Genomic DNA, 22,921 nt, shown 5'->3' on the forward strand with positions numbered 1-22,921 from the left:
TAATATTTAAGCACCTTAAGCTTTAACAACCTCCACCTCAGAAGCTTGAGGCACGTGACCATATGCTGGACACTGTTTCTTCACACATGAAGAAAAAATAAAGGTAGCTATTACTAAGAAAGCGAATAATCTATATTTCATCGTATTTAAATAGTCTTTTTTAAGCATTCCTACAAAAAACGAACCAAGACTTGTAATATTATTTACTCGTCAGATTCCTTAATAATTGGATTAAGCAACTCTGGTTTACTTCTTTCTGATCTGTAACCCAAAATTCTCATCATGGACTCGGCATCTTGCTCTTCCGCAAAAAGCTCGGTAGTCAAGTTTCCTTCTTCGTCTAAATTTACCAAAACATGCTTTGATGCGGGTATTAAACAATGTTGAATACCGCCATATCCTCCTAAAGATTCTTGGTAAGCACCCGTATGGAAAAATCCAATATACTGCTCTTGAGTCTCTTCTTCAAACATTGGCAAATATAAATCCTCAGAATGAGCCTCGGTATTATAATAATCTGCCGAATCACAGGTAAGTCCGCCTAAGTTTACCTTCGTATATGGAGCGTCCCAGTTATTGACAGGAAGCATGATATACTTCTGACCGATACCCCAAGAATCTGGCAACTGCGTTATAAAAGAACCATCAATCATATACCAAAACTCACGGTCGTTTTGCTGTTTGATGTCTATGACCTTGTAAATAGTGGCACCACTCTCTCCTACGGTGTAACTGCCAAACTCGGTAAAGATATTTGGAACGGGTACATTGTTTTTGTTACAAATCCACTGAATGTTTTCAATAATCTCATCAATCATCGCTTGATAATCATAATTAAAAACTACTGAAGTTTGAATAGGTAGACCTCCTCCGATATCAATAGAATCTAACTCTGGACAAATTTTCTTTAGCTCACAGTATTTAAACATAAAGCGAGTAAGCTCAGACCAATAGTATGCTGTATCCTTTATACCAGAATTGATAAAGAAGTGAAGCATTTTAAGATTAAAACGTGGATTAGGCTTTATCTTAGTTAAATAAAGCTCGTCTATATCCTTATATCTTATTCCTAATCTAGAAGTATAAAAAGGGAAGTTTGGCTCTTCATCCGTCGCAATTCTCACTGCTATTTGTACTGATTCAGCCTTATCTACATGCTCTAAATAATAATCTATTTCATCTAAATTATCTAAAACAGGAATAAGATTTTCGTAACCATCATTCAGCATTTCAGAAATAGATTCTAAATACTGAGGTCTTTTATGACCATTACAAACAATGAAAGTCTTCTTGGTAATTTTACCTTCTTTTTCTAGTGTCTGAATGATAGGCATATCAAAAGCCGAAGACGTTTCAAGGTGTATATTGTTCTTTAAAGCCTCTTCTAACACGAATTTAAAATGACTTGATTTAGTACAATAACAATACGTATAAGAGCCCTTATAATTATATTTTTTAATAGCATTCTTAAACATCAAACGAGAGTTCTCGATATGCTCCGTTATCTTAGGAAGATAAGTTAACTTTAGTGGTGTTCCGTATTTTTTGATGATATCCATCACCGGAACATTATTAAACAAGAGATTATTATTTACATCAACACCAAACTCTCTTGTAGGAAACTCAAAAGTTTGCTGAATAAGATCTATATATCTTTTCATTTAAGGTAAAAAACCTACTGAAGGCAAAAAAATTAATTCCAGAAAGGGCTGGACCCACAAAAACCTTGTGCAAAAGTGACATAAAATTTACAAATTGCAATCGAATTTTCTGGCAAAATCATAATTTATAACTCCGGAGTCAATCTCATTTAAATGTCGAAATCAATTAAGAACATACACTTTATAGCAGTTGGCGGAGCCATTATGCACAATTTGGCACTCGCTTTACATCAGAAAGGATACCATGTTACGGGATCTGATGATGAAATTTACGACCCTGCTAAATCACGTTTAGAGAAAGCGGGGATACTTCCAAAACAAATAGGCTGGAACCCAGAAATCATCACCGATAAGCTGGATGCTATTATTTTAGGAATGCATGCCAGAAAAGATAACCCTGAACTTTTAAGAGCCCAAGAACTTGGACTTAAGGTTTATTCTTTTCCAGAATATGTTTTTGAACAAACCAAAAATAAGCAGCGTATCGTTATTGCTGGAAGTCACGGAAAAACCTCTATTACAAGTATCATACTACACGTTTTGAAATACTATAATAGAAATTTCGATTACTTGGTGGGAGCTCAGATTGAAGGTTTTGACCTCATGGTAAAACTAACCGATGACGCTCCAGTCATTATACTGGAAGGTGACGAATACCTTTCATCTGCTTTAGAAATGAAATCTAAGTTTCTTTTTTATCATCCTCATATAAGTCTTATTTCTGGAATAGCTTGGGACCACTTTAATGTCTTCCCAAAATTTGATGATTACGTCAAAGCTTTCGACCAATTAGCCGACGGCATGGAAAAAGCTGGAACACTACTTTGGGATGAAACCGACGACATAGCCAATATCATAGGAAAACAAGTAAGACCAGACATTAGCAAAGAACCATATGCTGCCCATCCTTACGATGTAAAAAATGGCAAAACTTGGCTAAAAACCAATAATGGTGCTATTCCCTTAAAGATTTTTGGTGAGCACAATATGAAAAACCTTCAGGGTGCAAAGCTCATATTGGAAAAAATAGCCATTACAGAGCCTATGTTTTATGAAGCCATTCAAACTTTCAGCGGTGCTGCAAAAAGGCTTGAGAAACTAGGAGAAAACAAAAACACCGTAATCTATAGAGATTTTGCACACGCACCTTCAAAAGTAGGAGCCACCACATCTGCCGGTAAAGAAATATATCCAGAAAGAAGATTAGTGGCATGCTATGAATTACATACATACAGCAGTCTCAGTAAAGATTTTTTACCGCACTATGAAGGTAAATTGGATGCCGCAGACTTGGCAGTAGTATTTTACAGCCCTCATACGGTAGAAATGAAAAAGATGCCTCCCATTTCTATAGAAGAAATTAAGGCAGCTTTTGGCAGAGAAGATTTAGAAATTTTTACCACTTCCGAAGAGCTAGAAGTCTTCCTAAAAGCACAAAACTGGTATCATTCCAATTTGCTACTTATGTCTTCTGGAACATTCGGCGGCACAGATTTGCCGAAGCTTGCTGCTAAAGTTTTAGAATTACCCGTAAAGAAAACCAACTGGGCATCTATCCCAACTAAAAAGAAGTCTTGGAAAGGGATTTTCAAGAAAAAAGATAAATAGGGAATCAATATATTCTTGGCTTAGTTTTCATTTCATCAAACGCAAATATGAAGTGAGCAAGCCAAGAATTTTAGTTTTATCTGGAAGCCTAAAAAAGGATTCTAGTAATAATCGAATACTAACTTTTATTGCTGAACAGTTTCATCAAGAAGCCTGTTTCATAGACCATATCAACTTAGCAGACTTACCTCATTTTAGTCCAGACATTGATGCTGATAATGTTTCCGAAAATGTTAAAGCTTTAAGAACGGAGATTAATTCTGCAGATGCAGTTTTGATTTCAACACCAGAATACGTTTTCAGCATGCCTGCGGTTCTTAAAAACGCGTTGGAATGGTGTGTTTCAACGGAAGTATTTACCCATAAACCTGCTGGAATCATCGTAGGAGCTGCTTCTGGAGAGAAAGCTATGGAACAGTTAGTATTGGTTTTGGGTACCATTCAGTGCCAACTGAGTTCAGAAACGCAGCTGGTAATTTCTGGTATTAAGGGGAAGATAAATCCTTCTATGAATGATGCTTTACGAAAGGATTTAAAGGTTTTTATGGATTCTTTTTCACGTCAAATAGAACACGGATAAACAGGCCCGCTTGCCGACAGGCAGGGATTGGACACGAATTTATATTCTTCCGTGTCCAATTATTCAAAACTAATTTCAGCTAGGATAAACCCACTCTCCTCTATAATCACGGGTAAGAAGCTTATTGGCTTCTGCATCACCTACTACCATATCTTTTTCGTGGTCCCAGATGATACTTCTGCCCAAATCATTTGACAGCATTCCTAAGAGCGACATATTGGTGGCTTGACGTCCATGTTCTATATCTGCATGTGGTAGCTCTCCTGTTTTAATGGAGTTTAAGAAATCTTCCCACACCAGTTTGATGTTCTGACCATCTGGCAAATCCAATTGTGGGTCTTCATGTATGGTTGTGGCATTTTTACCATGCGGATAGAATGTCCAGCCGCCATGCCAGCCCATATGGAATGTGCCCTCAGTGCCATGGAAATAAGCACCTACATTTTCGCCTTGCTGTACCGGTCTGGTGTTATTAATACTGTGCTCCCAAAAGCAAATAAAATCTTCAAATTCGTAGGTCACCAATTGATTTTCGGGAACAGTCTGAATGTCATCGTGAATTTTCTTAGTACTGGTAGAGAAAATTTTCTTTGGAGCCTTTTCTTCCGTCCACCAAAGAATTTGGTCAAACCAATGTGGTGCCCAGTCGCCTAATGTACCATTGGCAAATTCTCTTTGACGTCGCCAGGCTCGTGGATGAATACTTGAATGATAATCTATCAATTTGGCTGGACCACAGTACATATCCCAGTCCATATCTGCCGGTTTAGGCTCGCTTGGTTTCTGCTTACCCCCACCACCTGCATAATTCACAAATGCTCTAACTTCCTGAATCCTGCCAACTTTGCCAGACTTTAAGAACTCCATCCCACTCACATTATGTGGAGAATATCTTCTATGAAAATCAACAATACATATTCTCTTGCTATCTCTAGCAGCCTTTTGAATGGCTGTTCCTTCCTTAAGCGTATGAGCTATGGGTTTTTCAAGAAAAACATGACAACCATTCTTAAGGGCATGAATTGCAATTAAGGCATGCCAATGATCTGGCGTGGCATTGATAACCAAATCTGGCTTGGCGTTTTTGATACAATCTCTAAAGTCTTTAAATTTCTTTGGTTTGTCTGTACACCAAGTGTTTAATTCTTTTGCACAGCCATTTATTTGAGCTTCGTGTACATCGCACAGAGCTACCACTTCCACTACACCACTGGCTACGGCTTCTTTTAAAATATTGGTTCCCCACCAGCCACAGCCTATGAGAGCCACACGATATTTAGAGGCATTAGCGTAGGTTATGAAAGGTCTTGAAAGTATTCCGGCCGACGCCAATGCAGAAGTTTTTATAAATGTTTTACGGTTCATTATGGTTGAGTTTATGGATTAAAAGTAAGCCTATTTAAAATAAATCAAATCATTAAATAGACCAAAACAGGAAATGATACATCAATAATCAATTCCTAAGAATACACCTTTTGAGCGAACTTTTCTTCGCGGATTATCATTTAAATTATAACCAAAATCGACTTCAATGCCATTCAATTTCGACAAACCGATAAACAGAAAAAACTCGGGAAGTATAAAATGGGATAAATTCCCTGATAACGTTTTACCGCTTTGGGTGGCAGACATGGATTTCGAAAGTCCTGTAGAAATCACAGAGGCTCTTCAAAAGATAGTGGACCATAAAATCTATGGTTATGCAATGGGGTCAGATGAGCTTTACAAAGTCATTATAGACCGTTTGGCCCTGAGACATAACTGGAAAGTAGAAAAAGATTGGATCGTATTATTGCCAGGTCTAGTTCCAGGTTTACATGCTTCCGCACGTATTTTCAATGATGCTTCGGCAGAAATAATGACCTCCACGCCTGTTTACTTACATCTAAGTTTGGCTGGTAAAACCATTGGTTTAAAAACAGCGGAAGTGCCTTTCGTTTGGCAAAATGACCGATGGGAAATGGATTTCGAAGAAATGGAAAATCAGGTCAACGCTAATACTAAAATGTATATGCTTTGCAACCCTCATAATCCCAACGGAAGGGTATTTGACAAAGGCGAATTGACCGCCCTGAATGCATTCTGCGAAAAGCATGATTTGGTTTTGGTTTCTGATGAAATCCATTGCGATTTGATTTTAGATTCAGAAGCCAAACATATCTCTACGGCTTCTTTAGATAGCCGTACGGAGCAAAATAGCGTGACACTTTTAGCTCCTAGTAAAACTTTTAACATTGCAGGTTTAGGAGGTTCCATGGCCATTATCCCTAATCCGGAAATACGTCAAAAATTCCAAGATGCAACTTTTGGAATTACGCCTCATAATAATTATTTCATGGCTCAAACTATGCTGGCGGCCTATAAACATGGCGAACCGTGGAGAAAAGAACTTGTAGCTTACTTAAAATCAAACCATGATTACTTATGGGATGAAATCAACAAAATACCTTCTTTAACAATGAATCCCTTGGAGGCAACCTACCTCGCTTGGATAAAGTGTGATAGGGAAGATATACCAAATCTAGAAGATTATCTTGTCAAATTTGGACTTGGTGTTTCTGGTGGGCATCAGTTTAAAGGAAAAGGTTATTTTAGACTAAATTTCGGTACACAGCGAGCAAATTTAGAACTGGCAGTGGAGCGTTTGAAAGCGGCCTTTGGGTAGATATTCGTTGTTGGATATTCGTTGTTCGATATTAGATATTAGTTTTTTCGATATTAGATATTCGTTGTTGGAAATTTGCTCTTTTTACTCGATATCTGATATTTCATATTAGGTGCTAATTCTACGATATTCGATTCCTGATTTTAAATTTGTCTTTTTTTACATATACTGAAAAAGCTGATAGCTAAGGGCTCAAAGCTAATAGCCATTAAACACGTCCTAAAAAGGCTTATAGCTAAATGCCCAAAGCTAATAGCCATTAACTATAAAAAATGAAATACTTAGAATTCTCAAATAAAGACAAAATGCCCGCTCTGGGTTTAGGAACTTGGAAAGCAGCTCCTGGAGATGTTTACAAGGCAGTCAGAACTGCTATTACCTTAGGCTATACGCATTTTGACTGTGCCCATGTTTACGGCAACGAAAAAGAGATCGGCGAAGCTTTCACGGATGCTTTTAAAGCAGGAGAAGCCAAAAGGGAAGACCTTTGGATTACCTCAAAACTTTGGAATAACGCACACCGAGAGGAGCAAGTAGAAGCTGCTTTAAAAGTGACCTTGGCAAATTTACAGTTAGCTTATCTGGACCTTTATCTTATACACTGGCCAGTCGTTTTGAAAGATACCGTCATGTATCCAGAATCAGGTGCCGATCTAGTGAGTCTTAGTGTGACACCGCTAGAAGAAACTTGGAAAGGCATGATTGCCGTGAAAGAAAGTGGTCTAACAAAACACATTGGTGTTTCCAATTTCAGTCCAAGTAAAATCGATAGCCTGATAGAAAAAACGGGCGTAAGTCCTGAAGTCAATCAGGTAGAAATGCATCTTTTCTTACAGCAAAATGAGCTAAAGAACTATTGTGACAAGAAAAACATCATCATGACGGCTTATGCTCCTTTAGGCTCTGCCGATAGACCGGAGGTAAGAAAAGCAGCCGACGAGCCTAAACTTTTTGAGAATGAAACAGTTAAAAATATAGCGAAAGAAAAAGGCTGTTCAGCAGCACAAGTAATGCTAGCATGGGCTGTGGTGAGAGGTACCACGGTTATACCTAAATCTGTAAACGAATCTCGTTTGGCTGAAAATTTAGCTGCTGCAGATATAGAACTTTCAGATGTTCAAATGGTGTCACTGAATGACTTAAATAAAGACTACAGGTTTATCAAAGGAGATTTCTGGTGCATGGATGGCTCAGATTATACTTTTGAAAGCCTTTGGGGTTAAAATAATTTCTTTGCTTACAAAATTCAGATAGAAATCATTTGTTTTGGGCTACTTTATCTATTAATAATAATTATTTTAGACTTAAATTCTGAAAGAAACTAGAATCCGCTGAATGAAAACCTATTTTTTATTAATAGCAATTACTCTATTCTATACCGAATCCTACGGAAGTTTAAACTTAGACTCAACCTCTGCACCGACCTCTAAAAACTCAATAAGTTTACATTTTTTGGGAAACATGCCAACTTATGGTGTAACTTTTAACAGGAAATTATTCCCTAGAAGATTTGCCAAATGGAATTTTAGCACCAACATTGGTATTTGTCATGTTAAAATTTTCAATGTCTTAGAATCTACTTTAAAAAGAGATTTTGCTATATCCCATGGTTTTACATTTGCCTATCTTACACAAAATACGATAAGGCCTTTATTAGGCTATACAGGTCTATTTAGCACGATTGATTTCAAGGATGAAACAAGTACCAAACTCAGATATTATCCAGCTATCTTCCTTGGAATGGGCATTAGACCAGATAGCAAGATAAGCTTGAATATCATTTTAAACATGACTTACTATAAGATGGCATCCTATAAAAGCTATGAATCTCTAAGTATATACAATACTAATAAACATATTTTAGGCTTTCTTCCTGGCCTCTTGATTAAGATTCCATTACAAAAAATAAGAAAATGAAAGTTAAGTTGATTTTTATTACTCTCTTTTATCTATTTTCTAGCTGTGAGGTAACCATTCTTGAAAGCAAAAAATCACTTTTTACTGACAATGACCGAATTTATAGAAAGGCAAAGTTCGGCCCTGAGATAGATGGTCTAGTGAATATTTATTTAGAAAATTACATAAAGGAGGATAAATATGATGATATGAATTACTGTTCGGATGTGAGGCAATTGTCAGATTTGTTTATTCACTATGATTACGCCGGCAATATTTTAGACCAAAATACGCTTCCCGAAGAAAATTTTCAATTCTTTAACGGACATGTGTATAATATAAGATTTAACAAAAAAAATCAGTTAGAAATAGTTCAATATACTCAAGGATATCAAGTAGTAAGCACCACATTAATAAGCCCTCATTCTTACTACCCGAATACGGGAATGACTTTTAAATTTTTCAACGACAATGAAGTCATAATTTTCTTAAATACTACTTTGGAAAAACCTGAAGAACCTAATTTAATCTATTTAAAGAACAATAAAATAGTCTCCGAACTAAAGGTTGATAAATCGCAATCGGATTATTTTGAAATTGAAGAATCTAATAAATTCTTCCTTTCTGAAACAAATGAAATTTACTGGCTAAGCTCAAGTCTTAATAAATCTTTTCTTGAACTGAAACGATTAAATATTAGTCTTAATAAACTAGAAAAGGTAATTGATATTAAAAAAGCAGGCTCGAAAATAAAATTATATATTCAATCAGATACGCTGAGCATTTATCAAATAGAAGAGAATTACTCTAACGGAAATGCACAAACAGTGCTTGATAAAATTAACTTAAGAAATGCAACGGTATTAGAATCTAGCCCCTTGAAACAATACGACCGAATCTATTCCACAGTTTTTTATAATAATCAATTATACTATCTAACGAAAACATATCATAAAATAGAACTTATTGACCCACAAAAACTCTTTACTGTTTCCGATTTCATGAGCACTTCTTGGACTGTTACGCCGGGCACTTGCAATTCAAATTGTTCATTCTCTCTAACAGAGTTTAATGGTGATTTAATGTTACGCAGTCTATACACCAAATACAATCGTGATACTCAGCTCTTAGAAACCAGGTTACAAATTTCTACGGCAAATGATTTTGAAGACATCCTTATTACAGAATCCTCATTTAGTTTTATCCCTTGTAACCCTAGATGACCTAATTACAAATCATGGAATTAATTGTAATATGATTTAATTTAAAATTCCAAAAATAGAAAATTATGGTTTTTAGTAACACCAAACTTAAGCCATAACCACATTGTCTGAAAACGATTGGTAAGCACCTTCAAACTGCTTCGCCAACTCATCCGGGAACAAGTGGAAATCTCCAGCTTTCAGGGAACTCACTATTCCTTCCGCAACGATTGAAGGATCTGCTGCTTCTTCAAAACCTGCCGCTGCTCCCATGTCTGTAGCGACAGGCCCTGGATGAACACTTAAAACACTAACACCTTTCTCAGCCAACTTTACTCTCAAACCTTGCGTCAAAGAATAAGAAGCCGCTTTTGAGGCTGAATAAGTTGATAAATCTGGGAAGTTTTTAATAGACGCCACAGAGTTTAACTGTACCAAAGCTCCTTTATGGCTTTCTAAAATTCCTGCGAATGCATTTGCAACGCGTAATAAACCAAAGACATTCACGTCCAACTCTTGTGTCAATGCTTCTTCTGCATTTTCGCTTAGCGGTGAAGCTAATTTTGCTATTCCTGCATTGTTTACCACAATGTCTACATCTTTTGCCGCTCCAGCCAATGCATTAATAGAAGCTTGGTTGGTCAAGTCGGCCTGAAGTGTCACTACTTTATCACCATATTTTTCTTCTAGTGCTTTTGTAGAATTAACATCACGCACGGCCAAATACACTTTCTTAGCTCCGTGATTTATAAAAGACTCTGTAATCGCTTTTCCGATTCCACGATTTGCTCCTGTGATTAAGGCTACTTTACCTTCGATAGTAAAACTCATAAATATGTTTGTTATTAAAATTTACTAAGCGTTCGCTTAGATTTGGTGTAAAAAAATATAAAAGAAGTTTAGGCCTATGCCAAAACTCGGGTATCTGATTTCGCCATTGTCAATAAATCTTCTACTGGCACGTGGTCTCCGTAATGCTCGGCATAATGAGCTAGCACTATCTCTCCTTCTGGATTGACCAAAAATTCGGCAGGTAATAAGGCATGATCCATGTCTGTTTCTTCGTCTTTTAGTTTCATGGCCAATTTGGTGGCATCCCAAACGAGTTTTGGATGAAGTAACAACTTGATGGCAGCACTTTTAGAGGATTCTGTTACCCCAAACTTTTCAAAAATGATTTTCTTTTCATCAGAAACCATCGGAAAGGGTGTGGTAGCATGCTCACCTACTTTCAACATAGCCGTTGCACTAGAAGGCCAAATACTGATAATATCAATATCATTTTCTCCAAACTCATCATACCTGCTGACAAGCTCATTGGTCCGTAAAACACAGAAAGGGCAAGCCGCAAAACGGTGAAACGACACTAATGTCCATTTGTTAGCCTGAAAAGGCGTCACCTTATGATTACGAATATCCTTTGTGGTAAAATGAGGGGCCTTATCCCCTACTTTTAGTCTACCTATATCCATTGTTTATATCTATATTTTACTAAGCAAATGCTTAGCTATTAATCAAAAAAAATCTATAAGTTTTTAAACGTTGTTTCAATAAAGTCCTCCAATTGCTCCTGAGAATAAACCCTGGAAGCCTGAGATAAACCCTGAAGTGAAATCATCAAATAATTGGCCTGCCTTTCAATATCCTGAGCGTCTCTTCCCGCTTCCTGTGCCAAATTTTGTTTGAAAAGGTCTTTTAAACTGTTAGAAAACTTCATCAATTCCTCTAAAACAGTAGGGTCCGATTTTTCACATGTTTCGCTCATGGTATTCGCTACCATACAGCCCTTTTTTAATTCACTGTCTTTTGAAAATTCCTGAAAATCGTAAAAGTATTCCTTGATACCAAGCAGGCCATTTTCAGAAGCCTTTAGCTTATCCGTAATACAGCTCAACTTCTTCTTATAACACTTCACACTCTCCAAAAAGACACCCTGCTTATTGCCAAAACTAGCATAGATAGAAAACTGATTAATGCCCATTTCCTTTTCTAGCATACGGACAGAAGTAGCCTCATAGCCATTTTTCCAGAAAACAGCCATCGCCTTTTCTATCACCTCTTCTTCACAATATGCTTTTTGTCTTCCCATTGATGACACAAAACTAAGCAACTGCTTTGAAATAAAAAAGTTTTGGTGGGGAAATGTAAAACTTTAAATAAAATGGTTCGCTTAGCGAAGCTAAAAACTTCGCTAAGGTGATATCAAACCTCTGATTTGTACTAGTTCTATCATTCACCCTTAAAAAGCTTAAAACTCCTCCATATCAGCCAGAGGCTAATTAACACCCCTACAAAACTGAAAACTTCGTAGAGCATTTTCCTAAACATTCTAAAGCAATTAAAAAGTACCTAGATTTATGTTTAAATAATCTCATAGAATATTATTCTGATGTCTGAAAAGTTGAAATCATCTTTTACGCCATACCGTAGAACTATACTCATGGCACTCTGCATTATGATTGGCCTCAGTTTGAGCCCAATTCAAAGCTTTGCCCAGCAACTTAAAAACGCCCCTGAAGCATTTGACAGCATAAGTTCTGAGCCCACGGTATTTATCCTAAAAAATAACTTAAACGTGCCTCGCGATGGAGGCCACTTTCAGGGTGTACAAGTCATTGATCAGAAGCTTTTAATATCTGGCAGTTCTTCTTCTTTAGCTTACATCTTGCAGGCCGACTTAGCCTCACAAAAGACAGAAAAGCTCATCGCTCTCATGGACAACCCTTATAGACATGCTGGCGGCATTCAGGTAAGTGGCGACTATTTAGCCGTTGGCATTGAAGATAATATCATCAAAACCTCTTCTAAAGTTCGACTTTATAATTACCAGAACGATAATCTAGGAAAGACTCTCCATTCCTTAAATATTAATAGAGCGGGCGAAGCCGAACAGCAAACCTCAGGAGCTGTAGGTTTATTAGCCCTAAACAGTGATTATCTTATGGTGGTAAGTAATTGGGATAGCAGGATTTGGGACTTTTACGCGGTTAATCCAGAAAAGCAAGAACAAGAAATATTACATTCATTTACTGCCCCAGACCACTGGGCAGGCTATCAGTCAATTAATCTTCTTAGAGATGAAAACGCCATTTACGCTATCGGTTTTTACAGCAAAGCAAACGTTAGCTACGCCGACTTAATTCTTGTTAGTCATCCAGAAGCTTTTGACCCGATAATGAAACAAGTAGCCAGTAAAACTTTTAAAACTACCAATGGCGTTGATTTTGGCTCCGCTGCTGGCTTAGAAATAGATAAAGAAGGAAACCTACACATTTGGGGAACGCAAAGTAAAGCGTCGAAAGAAATTGCTGTAAATAAGTTTTAAATTAGCTAGCAGAAAGTATTGTTCAAACCAAAATACGCCATTATGCCTAATACAACTCCTGCTCATGACGAAAAAATAGCAATTTTGACATTCGCCTCTGTCTATCCACATTACATTACTAAAGTGGAAAAGAAAGGCAGAACCCTAACAGAACTCCATGAAGTCATTAAATGGCTCACTGGTTTTGATGAAGAAAAGTTACAAGAACTCATTGAAGAAAAGATAACTTTTAAAACATTCTTTGAAAGAGCAAAACTAAACCCAAACGCACCCCTGATCAAAGGAATGATATGTGGTTACAGGATAGAAGATATTGAAACACCTTTGACACAACAAGTCAGATATTTAGACAAACTGGTAGATGAATTAGCAAAAGGGAGAAAAATGGATAAGATTCTTCGTACATCGTAAATTCTATTTCGAAGAAGTATTTAACTACTACTTGCTCGGGTATACATAAACGCTTAAGGTTAATCGTAAAAAATGTATGTTTGGTCGCCATAAATAGCTCATAAAACCCTATACTTGTGAATAGTTAAACAACGAATTTTGACACTGCGAAAAAGAGTTCACGAGATTTTGGAAATTAAGTTTCAGCGAAAGCGTGGATTAAGCTTTATTGTAAACATTGCTCTTTCGATTCTAATATTCCTTAATACCGTCGCCATTATACTCAATACGGTACCAAGTTTTGGTAACCAATATCGCCGGTTCTTCTTAGATTTTGAGTTCTTCTCCGTATCTATTTTCTCCATTGAATATATTTTAAGAGTTTGGTCTAGTGTAGAAAAAGCCGAATATAGACACCCATTTTGGGGAAGAATTAAGTTTATTTTTTCTCCTTGGGGAATCATTGATTTTCTAGCTATTTTCCCATTCTATTTTTCGTTGTTCAGAACGGATTTAAGCTTCGTAAAGATACTTCGACTCCTACGTATCTTCAGGCTCTTTAGGGTTAGCAGATACTTTCATGCCTTACGTGTTATTCAAAATGTGTTAAAGGAGAAAAAAGAGGAACTCCTGCTTAGTATTTCATTCATTATTTTCCTGCTTTTAATCTCTTCAAGCCTTGCTTTTTATATAGAGCAAGAAGCTCAGCCTGAAGCTTTCTCTTCTATCCCTGCCTCACTTTGGTGGGGTGTAAATGCGATGACCACCGTTGGTTATGGCGACATGCATCCAATTACGCCATTGGGGAAAGTTCTAGGCGGACTTATGGCCATACTTGGCGTTTCCATTTTTGCTCTTCCTACAGGTATTTTGGCGAGTGGATTTGCAGAACAAATTCGCGGGAAACGACAAGGCTCTAAAAAGGTACACTGCCCTTTCTGCGAACATGACTTTTACTTAGAGGATAGGCATCAGCACAAAGAATAAGTAGAAGACATTTAGCTTGACACCTTTTCCCTATTCCCGGAGTCAGCTCAGGAATTCTAGCGTCCTGTGGCAGAAGTAAAAAACGGAGTCACTGCGGAAACTCAGTAGTAAGAAAAAAGATTAACCAAATATCTATTCCTTTAACACGATAAACTTTCTCAAAAAACATAGTAGACAGACTTGTATGTCTATTTTATATTTATAGTTTTGTAAAAAAAAGTAAATGAGTTCACCACGTGATAGAATACAGGAAACTGCTTCCATATTGTTTCATCAACAAGGATACAATAGCACCGGAATTAACCAAATAATAAGCGAAGCAAAAGTTGCCAAGGCAAGCTTTTACCTGCATTTTAAATCTAAAAATGATTTATGTGCACAATTCTTAAATACAAGACATGATTTTTGGTTTGCCCAGATGCAAAGTTTTGTATCTCCAGCTCTCAATTCCAAAGAAAAAATATTGGCCGCTTTCAACTTCTTGATTTACATGAATGAGACCGAAAACTTTAGAGGCTGCAGCTTTTTGAATATACTATCCGAAATATCCAAAGAACAAAAGGACATCCTAGCAATTATCCAGAATCATAAAAATGATTTACGAAACTTCTTTAGTTGTGAAATTCCGGATGAAATATTATCAACACACATTTATTTACTCTTTGAGAGTTCAATCATAGAAAGTCAACTCTTTCAATCCAATGAGATAATTGAAAAGTCAAAACTCATTGTAAACAACATCATTTAAATCAAATCATATGGAGCAAAAACAACCTCTCCCACCTTTTACCGTTGAAACCGCAAAGCAAAAAATACAGATGGCGGAAGACGCATGGAATTCTCAGAACCCTGCAAAGGTTTCCCTAGCTTACACCGTTGATAGCGAATGGAGAAATAGAAATGTATTTGTTAACGGCCGCGAAGAAATTGTAAATTTCCTAAGCAATAAGTGGAAAAACGAATTGGAATATAAACTAAAGAAGGAATATTGGTCCCATTCTGGAAATAGAATTGCGGTAAGATTCGAATATGAATATAGAAACAAAAATGGCGAATGGTTCAGAGCTTATGGAAATGAAAATTGGGAATTTGATGAGAATGGGCTTATGCAAAAACGATATGCCAGTATTAATGACCTTGCGATAAGGGAAAGTGAGAGGTACTTATAATATCTCCTTCAGAAGGCCCTAGAATAGTCTAAATTCCAATCCATATTTACAAGTCACTGGCTTTCGCTAGAGACAAAACCTTTATTGGTAAAAATCCTTACTTCAAAATCTGATAAACAATAAAGGCAGAAACATAAGCCAAGACGCTCATGTAACCCAGCTGAATCATTGGCCATTTCCAGCCCTTGGTTTCTCGATATACGATGGCAATGGTACTCATACACATCATAGCAAAAACGTAGAATATAAGCAGCGAAAACGAGGTAGCAGTATTGAAAACCGGCTCTCCCGTTTCAGGATTCACTTCTCTTCGTAATCTGGCTTTAATGCTATTATCATCGGCACTGTCCCCTCCAATGCTATAGATGGTAGACATGGTGCCTACAAACACCTCACGAGCGGCAAATGATGTAATCAAAGCTATCCCTATTTTCCAATCGTAACCCAAAGGTTTGATGGCTGGCTCTATGGCCTTCCCAAAATACCCTGCGTAAGAATTTTCCAATTGATAACTGGCAATGGCGTTGGTCAGATCGTTTCCTGAAAGCTCTGGTTTGGCAGCGGCTACCATTTCAGGAGCTTGCTCTATTTTATCACCAGGACCATAAGATGCCAACACCCATAAAACTATGGAAATAGCCAATATGACCTTTCCTGCTTCAAAGACAAAGGTTTTTACTTTTTCATAAATGGTATAAAAAACCTGTCCCCATCTAGGGGCTTTGTAAGTTGGCAGCTCCATTACAAAGAAGCTTCGCTCATTGGACTTTAGAATTTTCTTCATCACCCAGCCAGCCAACAAAGCAGAAACAAAACCTAAAAGATAAAGTCCCATTAAAGCCACACCCTGCATACTCAAAAGACCTAAAAACTTGGTATTAGGCACAACTAAGGCTATCAAAATAGTATAAATAGGTAACCTGGCTGCACAGCTCATTAATGGCGTCACCATAATGGTCACCAGTCTTTCTTTCCAGTTTCCGATGGTTCTAGCAGACATCACCGCAGGCACCGCACAGCCTATACCAGACATTAGCGGAACCACCGATTTTCCACTCATTCCAAATCTTCTTATGAGCTTATCCATTAGCACCACTACCCTAGCCATATAACCCGATTCCTCCAAAATGGCTATACCAGCAAACAAAAGAGCAATTTGTGGAATAAACATAATGACTCCACCAATCCCAGCCACAATCCCATCTGTTAAAAGCGACGTCAATTTACTGTCAGGAAGTGTGGTTTTCAACCAATCGTTTACCTGAGCAATGCCCCCATCTATCCAGTCCATTGGATATTCTGCTAAGGCAAAAACAGCATTAAAAATAGCAAACAGAATTCCCAAGAAAATCAGATAGCCCCAAACTTTATGTAGTAAAATGGCATCTATTTTTTCCGTTCTAGATTCCTTCTTAACATCCGCATTTTTAACAACCTCTTTTAAGGCTTGAGATATATCCTGAAAGTGTGCCAAGGTTTCGGCCGACTGAAAAGTTCTAGCATTAAAACCGTATTTCTGAGATATCTCAGAAATCTTGAACTTCTCATCATTGGTCAGAAACGATAGCTTTTTACTTTGAGCTAAATATTGACTGGCTAGATAATCATTCTCAATATTAAATTCCTTTTTAACGGCAGAAATAGCATCTTCATAAACGCTCTTGGCATCATTATTATAATGCACTTTTCTGTCTTCTAGAGCCTTTTCTATAACAATTTTTAGTCCGTTTACACCTATTCCCTCTCTGGCATTAAGTTCTACAACTGGTACCTCAAGGTGTTTTTCTAACTTTAAAGTATCTATTTCTGTTCCCGCGTCTAAGGCAGAATCCAGCATATTAAGAGCTAAAACAGTTGGAATTCCTAAATCAGAAACCTGCTCGAAAAGCAACATGTTTCTTTTAAGATTAGAGGCATCCACCACCACCACGGCCAAATCTGGATAATCAATATTTTTAGGATTTGAGAGCACCTCCAAAACCACTTGCTCGTCTACAGAGGTAGGATAAATACTATAGGTACCCGGGAAGTCTACAACCTCCACTTTTTCACCTGAAATAAGCTTGGTTATTCCTATTTTCTTATCTACTGTAACGCCTGGAAAATTCCCTACTTTCTGCCTAAGACCAGTTAACTGATTAAACAAAGAAGTTTTACCACTGTTTGGATTACCAATCAGAGCTACTTTCATACTTCCTATTTTTTAAGATTTTTAACCAAAACCGTAGCGGCCTCAGATTTTCGAAGAGATACCTGATAATCTCCACCTATAGTGACACAAACCGGACAACCGAAGGGAGCTTCACGGTCAATCTTGACAACTGTACCAGGCACAAAACCCATCTCCATTAGTTTTAAAGAAAGTTCTTCGTCCTTAAAACCGTCAACCATGACAGTTTCTCCAGGAGAAAAATCGGATAAAATATGAGTGGTGTTGTCCAATTAAATGCTATTTAGAATCAGTTTAAATAAAACACAAATCTAATAGTTTTCGTTCTGCTGTAAAGAGAAATATCTACTAAATTCCTGCAACGGACTGAAATTTGTCTAAAAGCTCACTGTATTCCTTCTTGTTTTTTTCTAATTCTTCATCGGTCCAATCTAATCCCTTTTGAAAAAGAACTGCCGCTTTGTCTATAGCTTCTTTGGTAGCTTCCCAATCCATCAGTTCCATTCTAATTCTTCTTGAGAAAAAGTCTCTCAGCTTTACGCACATGCCACCTTTAACACCATAAACCACTTCGGCTTTAATAAACGGATACTTTTCATGAAGTTTCTCTGCCAATTTTGGATCCTTTTGAACCAACATAAGCACCTCTAAAGAGAGGTCGCCATAGTTTTCATAAAGATGTTTCACGGTATCTACTCCTAGCAGTTGAGAAGCTTTTTCTTTATAAACATCCATCACAAAAGCACCGTTTTGTGCTCCCACCAATTGCTGTTTATCCGTACTGCAGTTTGCCTCTTTATTTAATATTACACCCGCATAATCTATCGCATCCTTTGCCATAACTCTATAGGTAGTCCACTTTCCACCCAATAAGCTTAAAAGACCAGATTCTGGCAAATATTCTACTTCGTGGTCTCTCAGAAGAGACTTCGTTTCTTTCCTTTTACTGCTTTTAGGAGCTAAAAGAGGTCTTACACCCGCAAAACCCGAAACGATATCTTTTCTTTCTAAAGGTGTTTCTAAAAAAGGATTGACGGTTTCTAGCAGATAATCCACCTCTTCCGATTCCAATAAAGGTTCCTCATTCATGTCATTATAGGCTGTATCCGTGGTGCCTACCATCACTTTATTTCCTAGAGGTTTCACAAAAACCACTCTCCCGTCTTTGGTCTCTGGAATAAGCATGGCATCCTCCCCTGTCAATAATTCAGATGGAAAAACGAAATGTACACCCTTGGCAGGCCTCATTCTTAATTCCTCGTCCTTATCGGCCATTAATCTCACATGGTCTGCAAAAGGGCCCGTACAGTTCAGAAAAAGCTTAGCTTTTATCTCAAATGATTCACTATTGCTTTCATCTTGCACAATGGCTTTCTCTATCTTACCATCTTTATCTTTCTTGAAAGCATTAACAGAAACGTAATTGGCGACCACAGCACCTTTATGTTCGGCAGATTTTACCAATGCAAAACTAAAGGCGGCGTCGTTAAAAGTACCATCATAATACATCACAGAGCTGTGCATCTTTTCTGTAAGCCCCGGCATCCTTTTCAAAGTATCCTTTTTACTCAGCCATTTGGCAGACGGCATACCGTCTCCACCAGCAAAAAGTCCGTATATTTTCAGACCGATAGAATAATACAATCCTTCGAACCAAGAAAAAACGGGCGTAATTAGTGGAATGGGTTTAGCCAAATGCGGGGCTATTTTCAATAGCGTATGACGCTCATGCAAACCATGCCTTACCTGTCTCAACTGCTCCAAGTCCAATTGTTTAAAGGCCCTTTCCAGATAGCGTACACCACCATGAATAAGTTTAGTAGACTTGGCAGAGGTTTCTGCACAGAAGTCATTTCTATCTATTAAAGCTACCTTATAACCTCTAAGAATAGCATCTAAAGCTGCTCCCGAACCACTAGCACCTGCACCTATGATACAAATATCGAATTCTTCAGATTTAAGCTTAGAAAGATGATGTTTACGATCCATTTATTTTTTTGACAACGAAGCCCCAAAATTAAGAGATAATTAATCTAATTAATGACGCAGGCACAAGAATAGCTGTTATTTTTGAGCTTTTATGGCACATGCGATAAAGCTATTTTACTTCTAACGCCCCTTTGCAACAAACGAAGATGTAGAATGGTTGCGTCGCTTTTAAAAACATTTACTTAAGATACCTGCTTTCAAAGCTGATCTAGGTAAAAACCTATCTCTTTAATAATGTAATGGTGTAGAAATTAGTGGATAAGACCCTTCTTGAAAAATGACATGATCTATATCATCTTTAATTCAAATTTAATTCAAACAAATTTCACATTGCGTGTTTGAAGAGCTCATTATTTATTTTGAATTCTTATGCTCATGGTTTTCTAGATCGTAGATGACCGAACAACCATCCATAATTTTTACCTCGAAATGTTCTAGCTCGATTTGAAACTTGTCAAAGTACTTTACCTTAAAACCATCAACTATTCCCTGAACAGCCTCTTTTTTAATAAGATTTATGGTGCATCCACCAAAACCTCCACCCATCATTCTTGAACCTAGAATGGATTTGTTTTCTGTGGCCAAATCTACCAAAAAGTCTAATTCTTTGCAGCTCACTTCATAGTCGTTCTTTAAGCCTTTATGTGTTTCAAACATCAATTGACCGAAGGTTTCTAAAGCTCCATTTTCCAAAGCCACAGTGGCTTCTTTCATTCTCTTCTCTTCAGAAAGAACGTAATGACACCTATGATACACTTTTGCTTCAAATGCTGACTTATTGGCTTCCAGCATAGAAAGGTCTGCGTCTCTAAAGCTCGAAACGTTTGGATATATACCTTTCAAAATACTTAAGCCCAATTCACACTCCTCTCTTCTTTTATTATACGCTGAGTCTGCTAGGTTATGTTTTACGCCCGTATTAAAAAGAACTAAGTTTACTTCTTCAAAATCGAAGGGTAAATAAGTATGACTTAAGTTTTTACAATCTAGCTTAATTACCTTATGCTCTCTGCCCATTAAAGAGGCATACATATCCATAATGCCGCACCTCACTCCGGCAAAATTGTGTTCGGCTCTCTGTGCCACCAAGGCCAAATCTAAAAGACTTAAGTTGAGGTTATAAAGTTGATTTAAGGCAAAGCCCAAACCACTCTCAATGGCCGCGGAGGAGGATAATCCTGCTCCCAAAGGCACATCTCCACCAAAAGCCAAATTAAATCCTAGAACCAAGTCTCCTCCAGAATCTATAATCTCTTTGGTAACACCAATAAGAAAATTGGCCCAATCTTTATCCGACTTCACCAATGTGTCCAAGTCTATCGCAAGGCTATCTTTTAGGTCTACTGAATGAAATATCACCTTCCTGTCTTCCCTTTTGGAGAGACAAAAGTAAATGGCCTTATCTATGGAAGCTGGAAGTACAAAACCATCGTTGTAATCTGTATGCTCACCTATTAAATTAATTCGACCAGGGGCTCTTACGGCAATAGTGGGTAATGTATTATACGCTCTTTCAAAAGCTTCGGATATTACCGTTTCATTCATTATTGTAAAGCAGTTTTTATTATTAATTTCAGAGAATAAGTTTCCTTGTACCCACAATAACCAAAGTGGTATTGTCAATAATTACATTAAAAAACTATGCCAACAATGTCGGCATAGTTTCCTTATTCTCTACCTAAATTTTAACCTTATTCCATATATGACGTTTCGTCATTCTTAAAGCTAAATTAACTTTAGCCCAAGTTTCAAAAACAAACATCTACTTGTAAAGTTGGCCTAATACAAATGTAGATAGGTTTATAATTCTTACCATTAAAAGTTATGCATAATAGTGCCCTAAACACCGTACAAACGTTTGCACAAAGCCAAAAACGTCCTTATATAAAAGGTGCAAACAATTGCACTCAGTGCGGATTTAATAGTAACTTGCCAATAGAAAAAACGCTACTCACATAATGGCTCGAACCACCATAACGATTAAGAATATTGCTACTGAATTAGGCATATCTCCTAGTACAGTTTCTAGAGCTCTACATGATCATCCAAGAATTGGCATCAAAACTAAGGAGCGTGTTAAGGCATTGGCTAGTAAGCTTCATTATGTTCCAAACCCTGCAGCCTTACTTTTAAAAAATAATAAAACGCTTAAAATTGGTGTGCTTCTTCCTTTTTTAAAAGAGGAGTTTTTCACCATTGCCATCACAGCTATTGAAGACGCTGTATTGCCACATGATTACCATGTCATGGTGAGTCAGTCTAGAGACAATCTGGAACGAGAGAAAAAAATGTTAGACGCATTTATTTCCACCAGAATAGATGGACTCATTGCATCCGTTTCCGCAGAAACCAATCATTATGGTCACTTTAAAGTTTTAGAAGAATATGGCATTCCAGTGGTTTTTTTTGACAGAGTACCCAGAAATCTTGAAGCCAATAAAGTAAGAAGCAACGTCACCATGGGTAGTATAGAAGCCATTCAGTTTTTGGTAAACAAAGGTGTCAAAAAAATTGCGATTATAAATGGCCCTGGAAACCTTCAAGTGTCGGATGAAAGATTAAATGGGTACTTGGAGACCATTTCGAAGTTTGGTCTTCAGACTTCTCAGAAATACATTAAGTCTTCCAATCTGACAAGAGAAGAAACAGAGGAGAAAATGCTGGAACTTTGTGAACTAGAAGATAGGCCTGAAGCAGTTCTGACTTTTAATGATTACGTAGCTCTTCACGCCATGTCAGCTTGTAGAAAAAAAGGCATCATGCCCAATAAGGATATTCTTTTTGTGAGTTTTGCCAATTTACCCATTACAAGCCTACTAGAAAACCCACCAGTGGCTTCTGTTGAGCAATTTCCCTACACTATGGGTACCAAAGCCGCAGAATTACTGCTTCAGTGTATTGAAAACGACGAGCCATTGCCCTACGAAGAAATAATTGTAAATACCGAGTTAAGGATTCATTAATGGCTTTCTCTTATTCATAAGGTAAGCCAAAATCACAATGACAATTAAGGTTAAAATGTAAAAAGAGTCCGGCACCTCATTTTTTTCATCCTCAGGCTTTTCCTTCTTGATTTCCTGCTCATCCTCAACCTCAGCCTGTATCCCAATCTTATCTGAGAGATAAGTCAAACCAGGATAATGAGACAAAATAAGTCGTTCATAATGGCTCAAAACCTCAGAACTCCAAGAATCAGCTGTTGATTTAGCCTCTGCCGATCTTTTCTCTATGAATGAGAATAAAGAAACCAATACCAAAAATATCACCTTCATAAAATCT

At 37.3% G+C, this 22,921-nt stretch carries 22 protein-coding genes; 12 read left to right on the forward strand and 10 right to left on the reverse strand.

The genetic code is table 11. The annotated features are described in order from the left end of the window. Positions 1–203 precede the first annotated feature (203 nt). Positions 204–1,661 (reverse strand): type III PLP-dependent enzyme domain-containing protein, encoded by a 1,458-nt coding sequence (locus tag ACTBZY_RS08310; RefSeq protein WP_463045865.1) that lies wholly within the window; start codon positions 1,659–1,661, stop codon positions 204–206. Between the two features lie 153 nt (positions 1,662–1,814). Here ACTBZY_RS08310 and ACTBZY_RS08315 point away from each other — a divergent pair, with 153 nt between their 5' ends. Beyond that, the gene (locus ACTBZY_RS08315) at positions 1,815–3,269 is read left to right on the forward strand and encodes a UDP-N-acetylmuramate--L-alanine ligase (RefSeq protein ID WP_463045866.1); all 1,455 of its coding nucleotides are present in this window, start codon (positions 1,815–1,817) and stop codon (positions 3,267–3,269) included. 52 nt (positions 3,270–3,321) lie between these two features. Then, positions 3,322–3,849, forward strand: a complete 528-nt coding sequence (locus ACTBZY_RS08320) for an NADPH-dependent FMN reductase (RefSeq protein ID WP_463045867.1) — start codon at positions 3,322–3,324, stop codon at positions 3,847–3,849. A 75-nt stretch (positions 3,850–3,924) separates the two neighbouring features. Here the strand turns inward: ACTBZY_RS08320 and ACTBZY_RS08325 are convergent, their stop codons facing one another. Next, positions 3,925–5,214 (reverse strand): Gfo/Idh/MocA family protein, encoded by a 1,290-nt coding sequence (locus tag ACTBZY_RS08325; RefSeq protein ID WP_463045868.1) that lies wholly within the window; start codon positions 5,212–5,214, stop codon positions 3,925–3,927. Positions 5,215–5,380: 166 nt separating this feature from the next. On the opposite strand from ACTBZY_RS08325, the gene ACTBZY_RS08330 reads away from it, so the two are divergent. The 4 genes from ACTBZY_RS08330 (at position 5,381) to ACTBZY_RS08345 (ending at position 9,633) form a co-directional block, all read left to right on the forward strand. Next, positions 5,381–6,514, forward strand: coding sequence for a MalY/PatB family protein (locus tag ACTBZY_RS08330; RefSeq protein ID WP_463045869.1), 1,134 nt, complete (start codon positions 5,381–5,383; stop codon positions 6,512–6,514). 272 nt (positions 6,515–6,786) lie between these two features. Then, the gene (locus ACTBZY_RS08335; RefSeq protein ID WP_463045870.1) at positions 6,787–7,737 is read left to right on the forward strand and encodes an aldo/keto reductase; all 951 of its coding nucleotides are present in this window, start codon (positions 6,787–6,789) and stop codon (positions 7,735–7,737) included. Positions 7,738–7,849: 112 nt separating this feature from the next. Further along, positions 7,850–8,431 carry a hypothetical protein gene (locus tag ACTBZY_RS08340; protein ID WP_463045871.1) on the forward strand — a complete coding sequence of 194 codons (582 nt, stop codon included), beginning with the start codon at positions 7,850–7,852 and terminating at the stop codon, positions 8,429–8,431. Beyond that, on the forward strand, positions 8,428–9,633 hold the full coding sequence (locus tag ACTBZY_RS08345; RefSeq protein WP_463045872.1) for a hypothetical protein: 1,206 nt from the start codon (positions 8,428–8,430) through the stop codon (positions 9,631–9,633). Before ACTBZY_RS08340 ends, ACTBZY_RS08345 begins: the two co-directional genes overlap by 4 nt. An 87-nt stretch (positions 9,634–9,720) precedes the next feature. On the opposite strand, the gene ACTBZY_RS08350 is transcribed toward ACTBZY_RS08345, so the two are convergent. The 3 genes from ACTBZY_RS08350 to ACTBZY_RS08360 form a co-directional block, all read right to left on the reverse strand. Continuing rightward, positions 9,721–10,443 (reverse strand): SDR family oxidoreductase, encoded by a 723-nt coding sequence (locus ACTBZY_RS08350; RefSeq protein ID WP_463045873.1) that lies wholly within the window; start codon positions 10,441–10,443, stop codon positions 9,721–9,723. A gap of 74 nt (positions 10,444–10,517) precedes the next feature. Then, positions 10,518–11,084 (reverse strand): redoxin domain-containing protein, encoded by a 567-nt coding sequence (locus ACTBZY_RS08355; RefSeq protein ID WP_463045874.1) that lies wholly within the window; start codon positions 11,082–11,084, stop codon positions 10,518–10,520. 53 nt (positions 11,085–11,137) lie between these two features. Further along, positions 11,138–11,701 (reverse strand): TetR/AcrR family transcriptional regulator, encoded by a 564-nt coding sequence (locus tag ACTBZY_RS08360; RefSeq protein WP_463045875.1) that lies wholly within the window; start codon positions 11,699–11,701, stop codon positions 11,138–11,140. Positions 11,702–12,001: 300 nt separating this feature from the next. On the opposite strand from ACTBZY_RS08360, the gene ACTBZY_RS08365 reads away from it, so the two are divergent. From ACTBZY_RS08365 to ACTBZY_RS08385, 5 genes are all read left to right on the forward strand, one after another. Next, complete coding sequence (locus ACTBZY_RS08365) at positions 12,002–12,937, forward strand: hypothetical protein (protein ID WP_463045876.1); 936 nt, start codon at positions 12,002–12,004, stop codon at positions 12,935–12,937. A 42-nt stretch (positions 12,938–12,979) separates the two neighbouring features. Beyond that, positions 12,980–13,348 carry a DUF2200 domain-containing protein gene (locus tag ACTBZY_RS08370; RefSeq protein WP_463045877.1) on the forward strand — a complete coding sequence of 123 codons (369 nt, stop codon included), beginning with the start codon at positions 12,980–12,982 and terminating at the stop codon, positions 13,346–13,348. A gap of 138 nt (positions 13,349–13,486) precedes the next feature. Next, on the forward strand, positions 13,487–14,314 hold the full coding sequence (locus tag ACTBZY_RS08375; RefSeq protein ID WP_463045878.1) for an ion transporter: 828 nt from the start codon (positions 13,487–13,489) through the stop codon (positions 14,312–14,314). A 223-nt stretch (positions 14,315–14,537) separates the two neighbouring features. After that, on the forward strand, positions 14,538–15,062 hold the full coding sequence (locus tag ACTBZY_RS08380) for a TetR/AcrR family transcriptional regulator (protein ID WP_463045879.1): 525 nt from the start codon (positions 14,538–14,540) through the stop codon (positions 15,060–15,062). A 10-nt stretch (positions 15,063–15,072) separates the two neighbouring features. After that, on the forward strand, positions 15,073–15,483 hold the full coding sequence (locus ACTBZY_RS08385) for a DUF1348 family protein (protein WP_463045880.1): 411 nt from the start codon (positions 15,073–15,075) through the stop codon (positions 15,481–15,483). Positions 15,484–15,580: 97 nt separating this feature from the next. On the opposite strand, the gene feoB is transcribed toward ACTBZY_RS08385, so the two are convergent. The 4 genes from feoB to galK all read right to left on the reverse strand — a co-directional run bounded on the left by feoB (position 15,581) and on the right by galK (position 21,187). Further along, positions 15,581–17,674 (reverse strand): ferrous iron transport protein B, encoded by a 2,094-nt coding sequence (gene feoB / locus ACTBZY_RS08390; protein ID WP_463045881.1) that lies wholly within the window; start codon positions 17,672–17,674, stop codon positions 15,581–15,583. 5 nt (positions 17,675–17,679) lie between these two features. Continuing rightward, entirely contained in the window at positions 17,680–17,925 is a 246-nt protein-coding gene (locus ACTBZY_RS08395) for a FeoA family protein (RefSeq protein WP_463045882.1), read from the reverse strand. A 76-nt stretch (positions 17,926–18,001) separates the two neighbouring features. Further along, entirely contained in the window at positions 18,002–19,642 is a 1,641-nt protein-coding gene (locus tag ACTBZY_RS08400) for a glycerol-3-phosphate dehydrogenase/oxidase (RefSeq protein ID WP_463045883.1), read from the reverse strand. Between the two features lie 354 nt (positions 19,643–19,996). After that, the gene (gene galK / locus ACTBZY_RS08405; RefSeq protein WP_463045884.1) at positions 19,997–21,187 is read right to left on the reverse strand and encodes a galactokinase; all 1,191 of its coding nucleotides are present in this window, start codon (positions 21,185–21,187) and stop codon (positions 19,997–19,999) included. A gap of 413 nt (positions 21,188–21,600) precedes the next feature. Between galK and ACTBZY_RS08410 the strand changes: the two genes are divergently transcribed. Beyond that, positions 21,601–22,605: a LacI family DNA-binding transcriptional regulator gene (locus ACTBZY_RS08410; protein ID WP_463045885.1), complete on the forward strand. Its 1,005-nt coding sequence runs from the start codon at positions 21,601–21,603 to the stop codon at positions 22,603–22,605. Here the strand turns inward: ACTBZY_RS08410 and ACTBZY_RS08415 are convergent. Next, entirely contained in the window at positions 22,591–22,914 is a 324-nt protein-coding gene (locus ACTBZY_RS08415) for a hypothetical protein (RefSeq protein ID WP_463045886.1), read from the reverse strand. The two genes, ACTBZY_RS08410 and ACTBZY_RS08415, sit on opposite strands and share 15 nt — an antisense overlap. Positions 22,915–22,921: the final 7 nt, after the last annotated feature.

Source organism: Arcticibacterium sp. (assembly GCF_055134445.1).